The 17,332-nt window shown below is 72.2% G+C and carries 14 protein-coding genes; 2 read left to right on the plus strand and 12 right to left on the minus strand.

Features of this window, described 5'->3' with window-relative positions:
• Nucleotides 1–2 precede the first annotated feature (2 nt).
• Together TAE01_RS04000 and TAE01_RS04005 are read right to left on the minus strand one after the other, a co-directional pair.
• Entirely contained in the window at nt 3–1,004 is a 1,002-nt protein-coding gene (locus tag TAE01_RS04000) for an NADP-dependent oxidoreductase (RefSeq protein ID WP_147063668.1), read from the minus strand.
• A gap of 72 nt (nt 1,005–1,076) precedes the next feature.
• On the minus strand, nt 1,077–1,505 hold the full coding sequence (locus tag TAE01_RS04005) for an organic hydroperoxide resistance protein (protein WP_147063670.1): 429 nt from the start codon (nt 1,503–1,505) through the stop codon (nt 1,077–1,079).
• Between the two features lie 58 nt (nt 1,506–1,563).
• On the opposite strand from TAE01_RS04005, the gene TAE01_RS04010 reads away from it, so the two are divergent.
• Entirely contained in the window at nt 1,564–2,025 is a 462-nt protein-coding gene (locus TAE01_RS04010) for a MarR family winged helix-turn-helix transcriptional regulator (protein ID WP_147063672.1), read from the plus strand.
• Between the two features lie 41 nt (nt 2,026–2,066).
• Here TAE01_RS04010 and TAE01_RS04015 read toward each other — a convergent pair whose 3' ends face one another.
• From TAE01_RS04015 to hisD, 7 genes are all read right to left on the minus strand, one after another.
• Nucleotides 2,067–3,491 (minus strand): DUF445 domain-containing protein, encoded by a 1,425-nt coding sequence (locus TAE01_RS04015; protein ID WP_147063674.1) that lies wholly within the window; start codon nt 3,489–3,491, stop codon nt 2,067–2,069.
• 26 nt (nt 3,492–3,517) lie between these two features.
• On the minus strand, nt 3,518–4,309 hold the full coding sequence (locus tag TAE01_RS04020; protein ID WP_147063676.1) for an SseB family protein: 792 nt from the start codon (nt 4,307–4,309) through the stop codon (nt 3,518–3,520).
• A complete protein-coding gene (priA, locus tag TAE01_RS04025; protein ID WP_371860822.1) occupies nt 4,306–5,049 on the minus strand; it encodes a bifunctional 1-(5-phosphoribosyl)-5-((5-phosphoribosylamino)methylideneamino)imidazole-4-carboxamide isomerase/phosphoribosylanthranilate isomerase PriA in 744 nt (247 codons plus the stop codon). The genes TAE01_RS04020 and priA overlap by 4 nt, the downstream gene beginning before the upstream one ends.
• Nucleotides 5,050–5,266: 217 nt before the next feature.
• Nucleotides 5,267–5,905: an imidazole glycerol phosphate synthase subunit HisH gene (gene hisH / locus TAE01_RS04030; protein ID WP_147063680.1), complete on the minus strand. Its 639-nt coding sequence runs from the start codon at nt 5,903–5,905 to the stop codon at nt 5,267–5,269.
• Between the two features lie 16 nt (nt 5,906–5,921).
• The gene (hisB, locus tag TAE01_RS04035; protein WP_147063682.1) at nt 5,922–6,521 is read right to left on the minus strand and encodes an imidazoleglycerol-phosphate dehydratase HisB; all 600 of its coding nucleotides are present in this window, start codon (nt 6,519–6,521) and stop codon (nt 5,922–5,924) included.
• On the minus strand, nt 6,518–7,699 hold the full coding sequence (locus TAE01_RS04040) for a histidinol-phosphate transaminase (protein WP_147063684.1): 1,182 nt from the start codon (nt 7,697–7,699) through the stop codon (nt 6,518–6,520). The genes hisB and TAE01_RS04040 overlap by 4 nt, the downstream gene beginning before the upstream one ends.
• A complete protein-coding gene (gene hisD, locus TAE01_RS04045; protein ID WP_147063685.1) occupies nt 7,696–9,063 on the minus strand; it encodes a histidinol dehydrogenase in 1,368 nt (455 codons plus the stop codon). The genes TAE01_RS04040 and hisD overlap by 4 nt, the downstream gene beginning before the upstream one ends.
• Before the next feature lie 231 nt (nt 9,064–9,294).
• On the opposite strand from hisD, the gene TAE01_RS04050 reads away from it, so the two are divergent.
• Complete coding sequence (locus TAE01_RS04050) at nt 9,295–10,548, plus strand: endonuclease (protein WP_147063688.1); 1,254 nt, start codon at nt 9,295–9,297, stop codon at nt 10,546–10,548.
• Between the two features lie 28 nt (nt 10,549–10,576).
• On the opposite strand, the gene TAE01_RS04055 is transcribed toward TAE01_RS04050, so the two are convergent.
• The 3 genes from TAE01_RS04055 to TAE01_RS04065 form a co-directional block, all read right to left on the minus strand.
• A complete protein-coding gene (locus tag TAE01_RS04055) occupies nt 10,577–12,676 on the minus strand; it encodes a S9 family peptidase (RefSeq protein WP_147063690.1) in 2,100 nt (699 codons plus the stop codon).
• A 149-nt stretch (nt 12,677–12,825) separates the two neighbouring features.
• Entirely contained in the window at nt 12,826–16,242 is a 3,417-nt protein-coding gene (locus tag TAE01_RS04060) for an ExeM/NucH family extracellular endonuclease (protein ID WP_147063692.1), read from the minus strand.
• A 117-nt stretch (nt 16,243–16,359) separates the two neighbouring features.
• Entirely contained in the window at nt 16,360–17,331 is a 972-nt protein-coding gene (locus TAE01_RS04065; RefSeq protein ID WP_246111124.1) for a pseudouridine synthase, read from the minus strand.
• Nucleotide 17,332 lies beyond the last annotated feature (1 nt).

Raw genomic sequence — 17,332 nt, forward strand, 5'->3', positions numbered from 1 at the left:
GGTCAGAGCCGGACGAGCATCTTGCCGACGTTCTCGCCGCGCAGGACGCCGAGGAAGGCGTCCACGGCGTGGTCGATGCCGTCGCTGAACGTCTCGCGCGAGGTCAGGGTCCCGTCGGCGATCCAGCCGGCGGCACGCTGGGCGTACTCGCCGGCGAGGTCCCAGTGGTCGCCCACGAGGAAGCCGGTGATCGTGCCGCGCGTCTGGATGAGGCGGGCCAGGTTGCGCGGGCCCGGGGCGGCCTCGGTGTTGTTGTACACCGAGATCGCACCGCAGATCGCGATGCGGCCGCCGAGACGCAGCGAACCGACGGCGGCCTCGAGGTGGTCACCCCCCACGTTGTCGAAGTAGACGTCGATGCCGTCGGGCGCGGCCTCGCGCAGCAGGTCGGAGACGCGGCCGTCCTTGTAGTTGAAGGCTGCGTCGAAGCCGAGGTCGTTCAGGAGGTGGTCGACCTTCTCCTGCGAGCCGGCGCTGCCGATGACCCGGCTCGCACCGAGGGCCTTGGCGACCTGGCCGACGACACTGCCCACGGCGCCGGCGGCGCCGGACACGAAGACGACGTCGCCCTCCTTGAGCCCCGCGACGCGGGTCAGCCCGGCGTATGCCGTCAGGCCGGTCATGCCGAGCACGCCGAGGTAGGCGGAGGCGGGGGCCACCGAGGTGTCGACGACGCGCACGCCGGAGCCGTCGACGACGGCCTCCTCGCGCCAGCCGAGACCGTGCAGCACGTGGTCGCCGACGGCGATGCCCTCGGCCCTGGACTCGGTCACGACGCCGACCGCGCCACCGTGCATCGCCTCACCGAGCGCGTACGGCTCGGCGTAGGACTTGGCCTCGCTCATGCGGCCACGCATGTAGGGGTCGACCGACATGACCTCGTTGCGCACGCGGACCTGGCCGTCGGCGAGGTCGACGGGTGCGCTCTCGACGAGGGCGAAGTCGTCAGGGGTGGGCCAGCCGACGGGACGGCTCTTGAGCTGGACCTCGCGGGGGTTGATCATCGGGTCTCCTTCTGGGACAGGGGTTCTCAGGTGGTGAAGAGGTGGAGGGTGGTGCTGTGCGGGATCGGCGCCTCAGTCGACGAGGATCTCGACCGGGATGTTGCCGCGCGTGGCGTTGGAGTAGGGGCACACCTGGTGCGCGGTGTCGACGAGCTCGCGACCGAGCTGCGGGTCGAGACCCTCGGGCAGCTCGACGTGGAGGACGACGCCGAGACCGAAGCCGGTGCTCGAGGACCCGGAGAGGCTGACGTCGGCGGTGACCGCGACGTCGAAGTCCTCGACCCGACGCTTGCGCGCGACGACGCCGAGAGCGCTCGCGAAGCACGCGGCATACCCCGCGGCGAAGAGCTGCTCGGGGTTGGTGCCCTCACCGGAGCCGCCGAGCTCACGCGGGGCGGCGAGCGTGACGTCAAGGCGGCCGTCGGAGGTGACGGCGCGCCCCTCGCGTCCGGAGGCGGTGGCCGAGGCGACGTACTGGGCGGTCTGCGTGGTGGTGCTCATCAGGCTCCTTGAATTGCTGGCAATTAAGTTGTGCGCAATTTGATAGTACGCTTGAGCCATGAGCCCGTCCAGTCCGTCCACCCCGAGCCCCGGCCCGCTGAGCCTGGAGCAGCAGATCTGCTACGCGATGCACACGACGGTGCGCGCGTTCGACGCCGTCTATCGCGAGCTGCTCGCCGAGCACGGCCTGTCGTACCCGCAGTACATCGCGCTCATGGGGATCGCCGAGCACGGCCCGCTGACCGTGAGCCGGCTGGGTGAGCTGATGCGGCTCGACTCCGGCACCCTGTCGCCGCTGCTGAAGCGGATGGAGGCAGCGGGTCTCGTCGGCCGGACCCGAGACCCCGAGGACGAGCGGCGCGTGCTCGTGTCGGCCACGTCGACCGGGCACGAGCGCATCGCAGCCCTGCGCGAGCTGCCCCAGCAGATCGCCGCCCGCAGCGGACTCTCCCGCGAGCAGATGCTCGCCCTGCACGAGACCCTGCGCACGGTCACCGACCGGCTCGACGCGCACAGCTGAGGTTCGCGTCCGGCGCCGGCGGCCGCGACGTCAACGCGACGTCAGGACGGCAGCAGGATCGAGACGGCGTGGATGACCATGCCGATGAGACCGCCGACCAGGGTGCCGTTGATGCGGATGAACTGCAGGTCGCGGCCCACCTGCAGCTCGACGCGCTCGGCCGTCTCCTTGCCGTCCCACCGGTCGACGGTGTCGCTGATGATCCGCGTCAGCTCGGTGCCGTAGCGGTCGATCGCGTAGACCGTCGCGTCACAGATGCGGGCGTCGATGCGGTCCCGCAGCGCGGCATCGGCGAGGAGCCGCTCGGCGAGCCCCGTCACCTCCGTGACGGCGCGGACCCGGACCGGTCCCTCCTCGTCCTCCAGGGCGGCGACGACGACCGCGCGCAGCGAGCCCCACAGCGACATCGCCGTGTCGGCGACCTGCGGGTGCGAGAGCACCCGCTCCTTGAGCCGCTCCGCCTTGGCCTGCGTGACCGGGTCGTGCTGGAGGTCGTCGGCGAGGTCGATGAGCAGCTTGTCCAGGGCGAGCCGCACGTCGTGCTTCGGGTCGTTGCGGATGTCGGCCAGCCACTTGAGGGCCTCGACGTGGATCTTCCGCGCCACGAGGTCGTTGACCGCGGTGGGCACCCAGGCCGGCGCCCGCTGCGTGATGAGCGACTCGAAGAGGTCCTCGTTGTCGACGAGCCAGACCCGCATCTCGTCGAGAGCCAGGTCCACGAGACCGACATGGGCGTCGTCACGCACCACCTGGTCGAGCAGGCCTCCGGCCAGCGAGCTGATCGGCTCCTGCGCGAGGCGGGGCAGGACCGCCTGCTCGATGACGGCGCGCACGTCGTCGTCGGGGATGCGGTGCAACGCGTGCACGGTGACGGTCGCGACCTCGTCGACGAGACGCTTGGCGTGACCCGGAGCCAGGGCCCACTCGGCGGCGCGCCGGGTGGGCTCGGCGTCGAGGACCCGCTCGCGGATGATGTCCTCGCGCATGAAGTTCTCGCTGACGAACTCCTCGAGGCTGCGGCCGATCATCTCCTTCTTGCGCGGGATGAGGGCCGTGTGCGGGATCGGCAGTCCCAGCGGGTGCCGGAAGATCGCGGTGACGGCGAACCAGTCCGCGCACGCACCGACCATGGAGGCCTCGGCCCCGGCGTTGACGAAGCCGAGCAGCCCGTCGTCGTGCCCGCGCGTCAGGACGTAGACGACCGCGGCGAGCACGAGCAGGCCGGTGGCCACGAGGCGCATCCGGCGCAGGTCCCGACGGCGTCGGGCATCGAGAGCGGGGTCGACCATGAAACCGAGCGGTCCCCCGCCGCTGCCGCCTCCGGCCGGACGGGAACGGGGGCCCCCGTCGCTGCGGGAGGACGAGCTGGCGCCCGTCGCCGTACCGGTCGTCTCGTGGGACGTCTCGTCGGACGCCGTCGACGGCCCGGAGCCACGCTCCCGAGTCTGCTGCGGTGTGGTGTCCACGTCGGCACCTCCTCGGGGTGGTGTGCTCAGCGCGCCGCTTCGAGCGCGAAGGTCAGAGCATCGATCCTCGCACGGGTCTCGCCGTCGGTCGCGATCCGCTCGCCGATCCGGATGGCGACGGCGCCGACCTCGTCGGCGTCGAGACCCGGCTCGAGGGCCAGCAGGACCCTCAGGACGCCGGCTCCCGCGGGCTCGCCGGCCTCCACGCGGTGGGCCGTCACCCGGGGCTCGGCCGCCACCGCGGCCTCGACGGCGGCCTGCACGTGGGCGTCGCGGTGGCTCGGCTCCCACGCGCGCTCCTGCGCCAGGGCCCAGAGCATGCTCGGTCGCAGCGCGGTGGCGTGCGAGGAGGCGACGTCGACGACGAGCACCTGGCACTCCTCGCTGATCGCGGCCTGCGCCGCTGCCGAGGCGCGCACCGGCACGGGTCGTGCACTCGGGTCCCACGCCGCCAGGCTCTCGAGCGAGGAGAACATCGGCAGGGCGCGGGAGCCGTCAGGAGCCGTCAGCGTGACGGCGGCCATGTCGCTGCGGGTGTCGACCGCGTGGGCTCCCGACTCGTCGACCTCCGAGGCCACCGCGACGACGGGGACGAGCCAGCGCGCCTGCGAGACGTGCTCCATGAGGGTCGTCTCCGTGTCGTCGCCCGGAGCCGCGGAGGCCGCGACCAGGGCGGCCACGAGGGCCGGGTCGGCGACTCCCGTGTCTCCGGAGAAGCCGTGGGACGGGATCGACTTGCCCTCCCACGCCTGACCGGCGGAGTCCGCGGGGCGGCCGCGGTCGTCCCGGTGGCCCGACGCAGGCGTCGGCGCGGTCATGCGCCCGGTCGTCCGGCGACGTCGAGCGCCTCCGGGAGGGTGAACGCGCCGCGGTAGAGCGCGGACCCGACGATGGCGCCCTCGACGCCGTCGCCGACGAGCTCACGGATCGTGGAGATGTCATCGAGGGTCGAGACGCCGCCGCTCGCGACGACGGGACGGTCGGTGCGGGCGCACACGTCGCGGAGCAGCTCGACGTTGGGGCCCTGGAGCATGCCGTCCTTGTTGACGTCCGTGACGACGTAGCGGGCGCAGCCCTCCGCGTCGAGACGCGCGAGCGTCTCCCACAGGTCACCACCCTCACGCGTCCAGCCGCGCGCCGCGAGCGTCGTGCCGCGCACGTCGAGGCCGATGGCGACGCGGTCGACGTGCGCGGCGATGATCGAGGCCGTCCACTCGGGGTCCTCGAGCGCTGCCGTGCCGATGTTGACGCGTCGGCAGCCCGTCGCGAGAGCAGCCTCGAGCGACTCGGTGTCACGGATGCCGCCGGAGAGCTCGACCTGCAGGTCGAGCCGGCCCACGATCGAGGCGATGAGCTCACGGTTGCTGCCGCGGCCGAATGCGGCGTCGAGGTCGACGAGGTGGATCCACTCGGCCCCCTGCTCCTGCCAGCGCAGCGCGGACTCCCAGGGGTCGCCGAACTCGCCGCCGCTGCCGGCGACGCCCTGCACGAGCTGGACGGCGCGGCCCCCGGCGATGTCGACGGCGGGCAGCAGCTCGAGTCGGGGCTGGTCGTTCACGGCGTACGCGCTCCTCGGAGGTCGTGGCAGGGACTGTGGCATGACTGTGGCGTGGACTGTGGCATGGACTGTCGAGTATGCCGTGAGCCCGGGTGCGCGGGCCCGCCCGGTCCGGGACGTGGGCGGCCGGTCCGTAAGTACGCGAGTGGGGTCGTCGGCGCCTGGTGCACCTCGCACCGACGGGCCGACCACGGACGAGCGGACGTCGCGCCGACGGTCAGAGGGTGCGGACCCAGTTCTCGAGCAGGTGCAGCCCAGCGTCGCCGGACTTCTCGGGATGGAACTGGGTCGCGCTCAGGGGGCCGTTCTCGACGGCGGCGACGAACCGCCCACCGTGTCGCGCCCAGGTGACCCGGGGGGCGACCCTGACGAAGGCGCCGGTGGCCTCGAGCGTCCAGTCCTGCACGGCATACGAGTGGACGAAGTAGAAGCGCTCGTGCTCGACGCCCGCGAAGAGGCTCGACCCCTCGGGAACCTCGACCTCCGACCAGCCCATGTGCGGCACGATGTCGGCCGGCAGTCGCTCCACCGTCCCCGGCCACTCGGCCAGACCGTCGAGCGGGTGCTCGGACGGCTCGGTCGACCCGTCGAAGAGCACCTGCATGCCGACACAGACCCCGAGCACCGCACGGCCACCGCTGATGCGCCGGCCGATGATGCGGGGTCCGTGCGCCGCGGCGAGCCCGGACATGCAGGCGTGGAAGTTGCCGACCCCGGGGACGAAGAGGCCGTCGCACTCGAGGGCGCGGTGCGGGTCGGCCGTCAGGGTGACCGCGGCGCCGACCCGCTCGAGGGCGCGCACGGCCGAGCGGACGTTGCCGCTGCCGTAGTCGAGGACGACGACGTCGGCGCTCATCGCGGCGCCACCATCGTCAGAGCGCTCCCTTGGCACTGGGGATGCCCACGACGCGTGGATCGGGGGCCACGGCGGCGCGCAGCGCGCGGGCGACCGCCTTGAACTGGGCCTCGACGATGTGGTGGGGGTCGCGGCCGGCGAGCACCCGAACGTGCAGGCAGAGCCCGGCGTTGTAGGCGAAGGACTCGAGCACGTGGCGGGTCATCGAGCCGGTGAAGTGGCCGCCGATGAGGGCGTACTGCTGCCCCTCGGGCTCCCCCTCGTGCACGACGTACGGGCGGCCCGCGACGTCGACGACCGCGTGGCACAGCGCCTCGTCCAGCGGGACCGTGGCGTCGCCGAAGCGCGAGATGCCGGACTTGTCGCCGAGCGCCTCGCGCAGCGCCTGCCCGAGCACGATCGCGGTGTCCTCGACGGTGTGGTGGACGTCGACGTCCACGTCGCCCGTCGCCTTGACGGTGAGGTCGATGAGCGAGTGCTTGCTCAGCGAGTGGAGCATGTGGTCGTAGAAGGGGACCCCGGTCGAGATGTCCGAGGTGCCGGTGCCGTCGAGGTCGAGCCACAGCTCGACGGACGACTCAGACGTGGCGCGGGTGATCGTGGCGGTGCGGCTCATGCGGTGGGCTCCTGCCGGTCGGCGCTGGGGGCGAGCACGTGGGTGGGGGCGAGGCGGGTCATGGCCTCGAGGAAGGCCGTCGTCTCGTCGGGGTCGCCGGCCGTGACGCGCAGGTGGTGGGCGATGCCCATGTCGCGCACGAGGACGCCCGCGTCGAGCAGGGCCTGCCAGGTGGCCACCTCGTCGCGCAGGCCGCCGAAGAGGACGAAGTTGCTGTCGCTGGCGACCGGCCGCGCGCCGAGCTCGGCGAGGCGCTCGACGATGCGGTCGCGCTGGTGCTTGATGACCTCGACGGTGCCGAGCATGACGTCCGCGTGCTCGAGGGCGATGCGCGCGATCGTCTGGGTCGGGCTGCTCAGGTGGTAGGGCAGTCGGACGAGTCGCAGCGCGTCGACGAGCTCGGGGGCAGCGACGAGGTAGCCGAGACGCCCGCCGGCGAAGGCGAACGCCTTGCTCATGGTGCGCGTCACGACGAGTCGCGGGTGCTCGGCGAGCAGCGTCAGCGCGGACCGCGTGCCGGGCCGGGCGAACTCGGCGTAGGCCTCGTCGACGACGACGATCGCGTTCGGCGCGGCGTCGAGCACCGCACCGATGACCTCGAAGGGCAGGGCCGTGCCGGTCGGGTTGTTCGGCGAGCAGAGGAAGACGATCGACGGGTCGTGCTCGCGCGCCTGGGCGACCGCGGACTCGGGCGAGAGGTCGAAGGCATCGGGTTCGGTTGCGGCCGAGCGCAGTCCGTCGACCCACGTCATGCCGTTGGTCTCGCTGATGATGGGGTGCATGGAGTAGCTCGGGGTGAAGCCGAGCGCGACCCTGCCGTGGCCCCCGAACGCCTGCACGATGTGCGAGAGCACCTCGTTGGAGCCGTTGCCCGCCCAGACCTGCTCGGGAGTCACCGACACGCCCGACTGCTTCTCGAGGTATGCCGTCAGCGCCTTGCGCAGGTCGGTGAACTCCCGGTCCGGGTAGCGGTTGAGGGAGGCCACGTCGTCGGCGAGCGCCGCGACGACGGCGTCCACGACGACCTGCGGCACCGGGTAGGAGTTCTCGTTGGTGTTGAGCCGCACCGGCACGTCGAGCTGCGGGGCCCCGTAGGGCGTGCGCCCACGCAGGTCCGGTCGCAGCAGCCGCTGGACCTCCTCGGCCGCACCCGCCTGCCCGGTCCCGGCGTGCGTCACCGTGGGACCTCGTCGCCGAAGCGCGCCGTCACGGCCTCGCCGTGCGCCGGGAGGTCCTCGGCCTGGGCCAGCGTCACGACGTGGCGCGCGACCCCGCGCAGGGCGGGCTCGTCGTAGTCGACGACGTGGATGCCGCGCAGGAACGACTGCACCGACAGGCCGCTGCTGTGGCAGGCGCAGCCTGCGGTGGGCAGCACGTGGTTGGAGCCGGCAGCGTAGTCGCCGAGGCTCACTGGGCTGTGAGGTCCGACGAAGACAGCTCCGGCGTTGCGCACGCGGGCGGCCACCCCTGCGGCGTCACGGGTCTGGATCTCGAGGTGCTCGGCGGCATACGCGTTGACGACGTCGAGCCCGGCGTCGACGTCGTCGACGAGGACGATGCGCGACTGGGTGCCCTCGAGGGCCTCGGTGACACGCGCGGAGTGCTTCGTCGCGGGCACGCGGCGCGCGAGCGAGCGACGGGTCGCCTCGGCGAGCTCCTCGCTGTCGGTGACGAGGACCGACGCCGCGAGCGGGTCGTGCTCGGCCTGGCTGACGAGGTCGGCGGCCACGTGGTCGGGGTCGGCGGAGTCGTCGGCGAGGATGGCGATCTCGGTCGGGCCGGCCTCGGCGTCGATGCCGATGAGGCCCTTGAGCAGGCGCTTGGCGGCGACGACCCAGATGTTGCCGGGACCCGTGACGAGCGACACGGGGTCGCACACGACCGTGTTTCCGTCGACCTCGCCCCACTGCGGGTCGTCGTCGACGAAGCCGTGCGCGAACATCGCGACCGCCTGGGCGCCGCCGACGGCATACACCTCGTCGACCCCGAGGAGGGCGCACGCGGCGAGGATCGTCGGGTTGGGGTAGCCGGCGAACTCGCCGACGTTCTCGCGCTGCGGCGGCGACGCGACGGCCAGCGAGCCGACCTCGGCGAGCTGGGCGGGGACGACGTTCATGATGACGCTGCTCGGGTAGACGGCCAGGCCGCCGGGCACGTAGAGACCGACGCGGTCGACGGGCACCCAGCGTTCGGTGACGGTGCCCCCGGGCACGACCTGCGTGGTCGTGTCGGTGCGGCGCTGGTCGGCGTGCACGATGCGGGCCCGACGGACCGACTCCTCGAGCGCGGCGCGCAGGTCGGGGTCGAGCTGGTCGAGGGCGGACTGCAGCAGCACCCGCGGCACCCGCAGGTGCGTCGGCCGGACCCCGTCGAAGCGCTCACCGAGGTCGCGCAGCGCCTCGGCCCCGCGATGCTCGACGTCCTCGCAGATCGGCCGCACCTGCTCGAGGGCGGCCGTGACGTCGAACTCGGCTCGGGGAAGGGCCCGGCGCAGGAAGCGCACGTCGAGCGTGCGGCCGCGCAGGTCGAGGGAGGACATCATGGGTCACCAGTCTAGAAGGCACGCCGAACGGCAGGGACCACGGTCTCAGCGTGCGAAGCCCGGGACGCGCCCCCGGCGGTCGTCCTGCCGAATCTTGGGGACGCGCTGACAAAGGTGAGACCAACGGCTGACCCGGCATCGAGGGCCGGTGCGCGACGCTCGTGGAGCCGCCGCCCCATCCCGGGTGGCGGGCGCCTGACCGCCCGAATCCACGCCCCCACAGGAGCACTCGTGCCCGTCGTCATCCCTCGGCGCCGCATCGCCGCAGTCCTCACCGGACTGGTCGTCGCCCTCGTCCCACCGAGCGTCGCGCTCACCGGTGCAGCCGGGTCACCCGCCGCAGGAGCCCTCCCCGTCCCGCACGTGGCAGCCGCAGCCGCCGCAGCCCCGCTCACCGTCTCGCAGGCGCTCGCCTCGCAGAGCGGGCAGAGCGCCGCCGTCCGCGGCTACGTCGTCGGCCAGCCCACGGCCACGAACACGGTCGTCCGTTCGGGCTTTCCCAACGACTACGCCCTCGCCATCGCCGACTCGGCCTCCGAGACGTCGACGAGCAGGATGCTCTACGTCCAGATCCCGTCGGCCTTCCGGTCCGCCTGGGGCCTGCAGAGCAACCCGTCGCTCATGGGCCGCCAGCTCGATGTGACCGGCTCGCTGTCGGCGTACTTCTCCCACCCCGGCATGACCTCGACGAGCGCCTTCGCCTTCAGCGGGACGTCGACGAGCACCCCGCCCCCGACGACCACCCCGCCGACGAGCACGACACCGGCCCCGACCGGCACCACGAGCCCGTACGACTCGACGTACTACGCGTCGGCCATGGGCAAGACCGGCTCGGCCCTGCACAGCGAGCTGCACCGGATCATCTCCAGCGGGGTCACGACGCTGACCTACGACCAGGTCTGGACGGCCCTCAAGGACACCGACCAGGACCCGAACAACCCGAACAACGTCATCGAGGTCTACTCGGGCCGCTCGATCGCCAAGTCGGACAACGGCGGTGGCGTCGACCAGTGGAACCGCGAGCACGTCTGGGCCAAGAGCCACGGCGACTTCGGCACGGTCGACGGCCCCGGCACCGACGTGCACCACCTGCGTCCCGAGGACGTCACGGTCAACAGCACCCGCGGCAACCTCGACTTCGACCTCGGCGGCTCACCGGTGGCGCAGTGCACCGGGTGCCTGAGCGACGGCGACTCCTTCGAGCCGCGCAACGCCGTCAAGGGCGACGTCGCCCGGATGATCTTCTACATGGCGGTCCGCTGGGACGGCGGTGACGGGTTCGCCGACCTCGAGCCCGACAACCTCGTCGGGAACGGCACGGCGCCGGCCATCGGCAAGCTCTCGGTGCTCAAGCAGTGGAACCTGCAGGACCCGCCCGACGCCTTCGAGAAGCGCCGCAACCAGGTCATCTTCGACACGTGGCAGCACAACCGCAACCCGTTCGTCGACCACCCGGAGTGGGTCACCGCGATCTACGGCTCCTGACCGGAGATGCCTCGGTGGGACGGCCGGCTCACGACGTCTGGTCGATGAGCACGGCCGTCTCCCAGGCCCACTGGTGCCAGAGGTCGTAGCGCCCCGATCGGCCACCGTGACCCGCCGCCATCTCGGTGCGGAAGAGGATCTGCGCGGGCTCGTCGACCCCGATGTCCGCATGACGCAGCGCCGAGACCCACTTGGCGGGCTCCGTGACGTAGACGCGGGTGTCGTCGAGGCCGGCCGTGACGAGCAGGCTGGGGTGGCGTGACGGACGCACGTTCTCGTAGGGCGTGTAGGACTTCATGAGGGCGTATGCCGTGGGGTCCTCGAGAGGGTTGCCCCACTCCTCCCACTCGACGACGGTGAGCGGGAGGCTCGGGTCGAGGACCGTCGTCAGAGCGTCGACGAACGGCACCTGCGCGTGGACGAAGCGGAAGCGCTCCGGGGCGAGGTTGACGACCGCCCCCATGAGCAGGCCGCCGGCCGAGCCACCCTCTGCGGCGAGCCGGTCCGGTGCCACGTAGCCCGCCTCGACGAGGCGGTCGGCGCAGGCGATGAAGTCGGTGAAGGTGTTGGGCTTGGCCTCGAGCTTGCCGTCGTCGTACCACGATCGCCCCATCTCGGACCCGCCACGCACGTGGGCGATGGCGAAGACCCAGCCTCGGTCGAGGAGCGAGAGGCGCAGCACGGAGAACCACGGGTCGCTCGAGATGCCGTAGGCGCCGTAGGCGTTGAGCAGCCCCGGCGCGGTGCCGTCGGCCGCCACGTCGTGCCGGTGCACGATCGAGATGGGGATGCGCGTGCCGTCCGCCGCCGTGGCCCACACGCGCCGCTGGCGGTACCGGGCGAGGTCGACGTCGCCGCGGACGTGCTGCTGCTTGAGCAGCGTGAAGGTGCGGGCGCGCACGTCGTAGTCCTCGACCGTGCGCGGCGTGACGAGCGACTCGTGGACGACCTGCAGCGTCGGGGTGTCCGACTCGGGGTTGACGCCGACGTGCAGGGTGCCGATGGGCTCCCCCACCGCGACGTCGTGGGCCGCGCCGAGCCCGTTCGCGGCGCCGGGGTCTCGGAGCACGACGCGCACGCCCGTGCCACCCTCACGTCGGAGGGACACGGCGATGAAGTCGTCGAAACCCTCTGCGCCCGTGACGTACTCGTCGGCCGTGGTGACGTCCAAGGGCACCCAGTCGTCGGAGGACGTGCTCGTCACCGGGGCCACCGCGAGCTCGAAGTTGACCCGGTTCGCGTTGTGGGTCACGAGCAGCTGGTCGCCGAACGGCTCGATGTCGTACTCGACCCCCTGGCGCCGCTCGGCCACCACCCGGGGCGTGCCGAGGGCGTCGTCGGCGTCGAGGATCCGGAACTCGCTCGTGGTCTTGGACCCGATCGCGATGAGGACGTAGCGGTCGTCGCGGGAGCTGCCCACACCGACGAAGAAGCGCTCGTCGGTCTCCTCGTGGACGAGCACGTCGGCCTCGGCAGGGGTGCCGACCTCGTGCCTCCAGACCTGGTGGGGGCGCCAGGCCTCGTCGACGCGCGTGTAGAAGAAGTGGCGCGCGTCGAGCGACCAGGCGAGGGATCCACCGGTCCGTCGCACCGAGTCGTCGAGGACGGCGGCGTCCTCGATCCGTCGCACGCACACGTCGTAGCGCTCGTCGCCGACGACGTCGACGGCATACGCCAGCAGGTCCCCGGACGGGGAGACCTCGCTCGCCCCGACGGCGAAGAACTCGTGGTCACGGCCCTCCTCGTTCTGGTCGAGCAGGACCTGCTCGCCCACGGGAGGTCGGCCGTCCTCGAGACCCGGGCGCTCCGGGTGGTCGGCGACGCGGACCCGCGCCTCGACGGCGTACTGCTCACCCTCGACGGTGCGCGAGTAGTACCACCACCGGTCGTGGCGCACCGGGACCGAGAGGTCGGTCTCCTCGATGCGCGAGCGGAACTCCTCGAAGATCGCGTCGGCCAGCGGTCGCAGGTGCTCCGTGCGCTCCGTGGCGTAGGCGTTCTCGCCGACGAGCAGCTCGCGCAGCTCGTCCGAGTCGCGGTCGGCCATCCAGGCGTAGGGGTCCTCGAAGCGGTCGCCGTGGTGCTCGCGGGTGGTCGGCTCACGCCGGGCGGTCGGGGGCTGCTGCATTCAGCGGAGTCTACGGACCCTGCTGCCTGGGCCGGTGGGCGGACAGGACGGACCGGTCGCCCGGCGGACGACACGAGGACCGGCGTCCGGCGTCCGGCGGGGTTGACCACCCCACCGGACGCCGGTCCGTCGCGCGTCGTCTGCTGCGGTCAGTGGAGCTTGACCTGCCCCTGGACCCGCTGGGTGCCGCCGTCGTAGACGACGGTGCCGGACGCGTCGCGGACGACGACGCGCAGGGCGTCGACCGCCGAGTCCCTGGCCGTCACCTCGAAGGTGTAGCCCGGCGAGCCGCCGACGGTGGCCTGACCCGCGAGGCGGGCGGTGTCACCGGTGACGACGAGCCAGTCGAGGCCGGTCGAGGCGAGCGTCAGGCCCGGCGTGGCCAGGGTGAACGAGCCGGCCGGGCGGCTCGCGCCCGACTCGTACCTCGCCGACACCTGGAACGATGCCTTGCCGGTGGCAGACTGGTCCCCGGCGACCGATCCCTTGGGCGAGGTGAACCAGCCTCCGCCGGTGAGGAACCCGGCAGCGCGGTCGTAGACGACCACGGTGGTGGCGCGGCTGCCGGTGTTGCCCCACTGGTCGGTGACGGTCACCGTGACGGTGTAGACGCCGGCCGCCGAGTAGACGTGGTCACCGCTGACGGTGCCCCCGGTGACGGTGCCGGCCGTGGTGCTGCCGTCACCCCAGGAGATCGACGCCGTGTGCGCGTCGAGCGGGTCGGCATCGGTGAACGGCGCGCTCACCGTGACCGGCGAGCCCACCGAGGTGGCCGTCGAGGGTCCGGTCACGTCGCCGACGACGGGCGCGGAGTTCGTCAGGTGGAGCCCGACGACGACCGGGTCGTGGTCCGAGATCCGGAACTGGTCCGGCGCGTAGAGGCTCGTGACCTGTGCCGGGGTCTTGAACTCGGTGTTGTAGTCGAGGATCGACGGCTCGTCGGAGTTGACGTGCCAGTCGCCGACTCCCGTCACCTGGCTGTCGATCGACGCCGACCCGAGCGCGTGGTCGAGGTAGCCCCACTGCCCGTCGAAGGCATAGGAGTACGCCTCGCGGCCGCTCCGCTGCTCGATGAGGTTGGCGAAGCCGGCCGACTCGAGCGACGTGATCGGGTCCTCCTTGGCGTAGGAGTTCATGTCGCCGAGGATGAGGACGTCGGGGTCACCGGTGCCCGTGGGGTCGCTCGCCAGCCAGCTCGCGAGGAGCTTCGCCGACCGGACCCGGACCGCGTTGCAGTTGCCCTGGCCGTCACCGGCGTCGGGGACGTCGCAGGCGCTGCCCTTGCTCTTGAGGTGGTTGGCGACGGCGATGAACGTGCCGCCGCTCGAGTTGTCGCGGAACGCCTGAGCGAGCGACGGACGGTTGCGCGGGCCCGAGTCCCCGCCGTTCACGAACTCGAGGGTGTTGAGCGCTGCGGTGGTGCCCACCGGCGTCACGGCGGCCGGCTTGTAGAGCATGCCGACCTTGATCGCGTCGTTGCCCATCGCATCGGGGTGTCCGGTGCGGGCGTCGGCGTCGATGAACGCCCACGTGCCCGCGCCGTCCTTCTCGTTGAGCTTGCCGACGAGGAACTGCTCGGCGCTGTCGGGGCCGTAGCCGTCGTTCTCCATCTCCATGAAGGCGACGACGTCGGCCTTCGTGCCGGAGACCGCTGCGACCGTCTTGTGCCACTGGCGGTCGAACTCCGCGGCGTTGTTGGCGCCGCGGCAGTCCATGACCGCACCGGTGAGGCCACCCCGGCAGTTGTTGCCCGTCGTGTCGAGCGTGGTGAAGAAGTTGAGCAGGTTCATCCCGACGACACGGGTGTCTCCCCCGACCGCGGGCGGGCTCGACGGCCGGGCGTTCGTCGGCTGGAAGTCGACCGTGGCGGCCGGCGAGACCGGGCGGATGCGGTAGGCGTTGGCGCTCGCGGCGTTGCCGCCCCACGTGTAGGTGAGGACACCCGTCAGGCCCGTGACGGTGTCGCCGCCACGCAGCGTGTTGGAGGCCGTCAGGGGCTTGCCGCCCCGACCGAAGGCGATCGGGTCGACGTTCTGGGCCTGCGTGGTGTCGTCGAGGATGATCTTGCGCAGGTTGTTCGAGGCCTGCAGCCCGGCGGCGTCGGCGCCCGGGGCCACGACGTTGGTGGGCTGCTCGAGCCGGCCGCCCTGCGAGAGGGTGACCTGGCCGAAGCGACCGAGCTGGAAGTGCTCGGTCACGGACATGGCCTGCGGGAGCGTCAGGAGCATGCCCTCGTAGCGCTCGAGGGCCGTCCCGCTGGCCACGGGGAAGCTGACCTCGGTCGGGGCGACCGTGCCGGTGCCGCAGACCGTGACGCTGCTGGCACTGACCTGGGTCTGGCCCTGGTTCTCGCCGGCGTTGCCCGTCACCGTGACGAGGTCACCGAGCTTGACGCTGTCGGCGTTGCTGCCCTCGAAGACGAAGATGCCGTCCGAGGTCGCAGGGTTGCCGTCGCCCGACGGGTCCTGGATGAAGAAGCCGCGCAGCGCCGGGGACGGGCCCTCGTAGTCGCCGACGACGACGCCGCGCGTCGTCACCGTGCCGGTGACGGCTGCCGTGTCGCCGCTCCCCTGGATCGCGTAGACGGGGGTGGCGGTGGCGTCGCAGGGGTTGGCGGCAGGGACCGAGAAACGCACGGTGACGTCGCTCGCGGGGTGGTCGGGCGGGTCGACGGCGTCCTGGTCGGTGACGGCCGCGGCCGAGACGGTCAGGGAGCAGGCGTCGCCGAGCGCGAAGTTCGTCGACGGGTCGAGGGTGAAGGTCGTGGGACCCCCGGTGACGGCGAGGGTCTTGGCTCCGGAGATCGAGCACGAGAGGGCGAACGCTCCCGGCGCCGCGTCGACCGGCTCCGAGAAGGTGACCGTCGGACTCGCGTCGACGGCGACGTTCGAGGCGCCGTCGGCCGGGGTCGTCGAGCTGACGCTCGGGGCGACGTCAGCCGCCGGGCCACCGTCGATCGTGTGGCTGCCCAGACCGTCGAACGTGTCGACGGCGAAGCCGTCCCACTGGACGGAGGGGTCGAAGGCGTCGGACCCGTTGGTGTCGCCCGTCGTGACGGAGGGCTTGCGCCTGATCGTGTTGTCGGTCGTGTTGGTGGGGTCCGTGCCCCAGCCGGCGGCACCTGGATCGTTGCCCACCTGGCCCACGACGTCGAGGACGGTCGTGCCCTTGCGGAGCACGACGGCGTCGTTGCCGTTCCAGTTGGCGTTCCCGCTCGCCTGGTCGGTGACGGCCTTGATCGCCGCGCCCGCCGAGCTGTTCGCGAAGACGAAGACGTCTCCGGACGCGACCGTGCCGGTGAGGTTGGTCGTGCTCGAGGTGGTCTGGCCGTTGGCGAAGACCTGGATGGTGTAGCCGCCTGCGCCGAGGTCGACGGTCGCTCCGGTGCCGTTGTAGATCTCGAGCGCCTTGTTGTTGCTCGAGCCCTCGACGTACTCGCTGATGAACAGCTCGGTCGGGGACGCCGCCAAGGCCGGTGCGGCCACGACGAACGGGGTGATGCCCACGGCGAGGGCAGCGGTGGTGACCGCGGCGACCCGGCGCAGGGCAGGACGAGATTGGTGCATGAGTTCCTCCCTGGGACCGGCTCCTCCGCTCGGTCTGCGCGTCACCCTAGACCGCGGTCGCCGACCTCGCGCGGCGAGAGGGCCACACCTTCCTGAACGCTCGGTGACAACCGGCTGTCAGTTCCCGGGGTGAGCCGGCCAGGTCCCCGGCCAGGCGGCGAGACGGCGCCGGGTGACGAAGCGACGCGGCGTCCCGTCGACCGGGTCGTCGAAGGCGAGGACGGCCGCCAGGAGCTGCAGCGGCGCCGTGAAGTCGTCGAGCGGGACGTCCCGCTCCACCGGGTAGAGGGGGTCGTCGGCGATGGGGATCCCGAGGCCCGCGAGATGGCACCGCAGCTGGTGGGTGCGCCCCGTCCTCGGCGTCAGGCGGTAGAGCCCGACGCTCTCCCCCGACCCACCGCGCCGGGTCACCGTGTCGATGAGCTCCACCAGGGTCTCGGCGTTGGGCTCGGCCCCGCCGACCTCATGGGCCTGGTGGGTGCCGTGCTCCTTGACGAGGTGGGTGCGACGGACGAGCGGCAGGTCGAGGTCGTCGCGGACCGGCGCGACCGCGAGGTACTCCTTGTGCACGAGGCCGTCGGCGAAGACGCCCTGGTAGGCGCCTCGCCACCGTTGCTCGGTGGTGAACATCAGCACGCCGGCCGTCGGGCGGTCGAGGCGGTGGGCCGGAGTGAGGCGCTCCTCTCCGGTGAGCACCCGCGTGCGAGCCAGGGCGCTCTGCACCACGTGGCGCCCGCGCGGCATCGTCGCCATGTCGTGGGGCTTGTCCACGACGACGATGCGGTCGTCGTGGTGCAGCACGACCGGCGTCTCGGGGTGGGCGACCTCGTCCGGGAGGTCACGGTGCGCCCAGACCGCCGACTGGGGCACGAACGGCGCGTCGGCCGGGACGGGCGCCCCCGAGGCGTCCACGAACTCGCCGCCCCTGAGCATGCGGTCGACCTCGTCGGGCGTCAGGCCCGGAGAGAGCCGCTCCACGAGGTGGTCGCGCAGGGACACCCACGGGCCGGCCTGCGGCATACGGAAGCGTTGGGCGTCGACACCGTGCCGAGGGGGCAGCGGCGACGGCGGGATGGGTCCGCGGGCCACC

Origin of the sequence: Terrabacter aerolatus (genome assembly GCF_007991735.1) — a bacterium.
GTDB classification, from domain to species: domain Bacteria; phylum Actinomycetota; class Actinomycetes; order Actinomycetales; family Dermatophilaceae; genus Terrabacter; species Terrabacter aerolatus.

Coding starts and splice junctions, on each gene's coding strand:
- TAE01_RS04000 (WP_147063668.1), bottom strand. CDS start 1,004: ATGATCAACCCCCGCGAGGTCCAGCTCAAGAGCCGTCCCGTCGGCTGG.
- TAE01_RS04005 (WP_147063670.1), bottom strand. CDS start 1,505: ATGAGCACCACCACGCAGACCGCCCAGTACGTCGCCTCGGCCACCGCC.
- TAE01_RS04010 (WP_147063672.1), top strand. CDS start 1,564: ATGAGCCCGTCCAGTCCGTCCACCCCGAGCCCCGGCCCGCTGAGCCTG.
- TAE01_RS04020 (WP_147063676.1), bottom strand. CDS start 4,309: ATGACCGCGCCGACGCCTGCGTCGGGCCACCGGGACGACCGCGGCCGC.
- hisH (WP_147063680.1), bottom strand. CDS start 5,905: ATGAGCGCCGACGTCGTCGTCCTCGACTACGGCAGCGGCAACGTCCGC.
- hisB (WP_147063682.1), bottom strand. CDS start 6,521: ATGAGCCGCACCGCCACGATCACCCGCGCCACGTCTGAGTCGTCCGTC.
- hisD (WP_147063685.1), bottom strand. CDS start 9,063: ATGATGTCCTCCCTCGACCTGCGCGGCCGCACGCTCGACGTGCGCTTC.
- TAE01_RS04055 (WP_147063690.1), bottom strand. CDS start 12,676: ATGCAGCAGCCCCCGACCGCCCGGCGTGAGCCGACCACCCGCGAGCAC.
- TAE01_RS04060 (WP_147063692.1), bottom strand. CDS start 16,242: ATGCACCAATCTCGTCCTGCCCTGCGCCGGGTCGCCGCGGTCACCACC.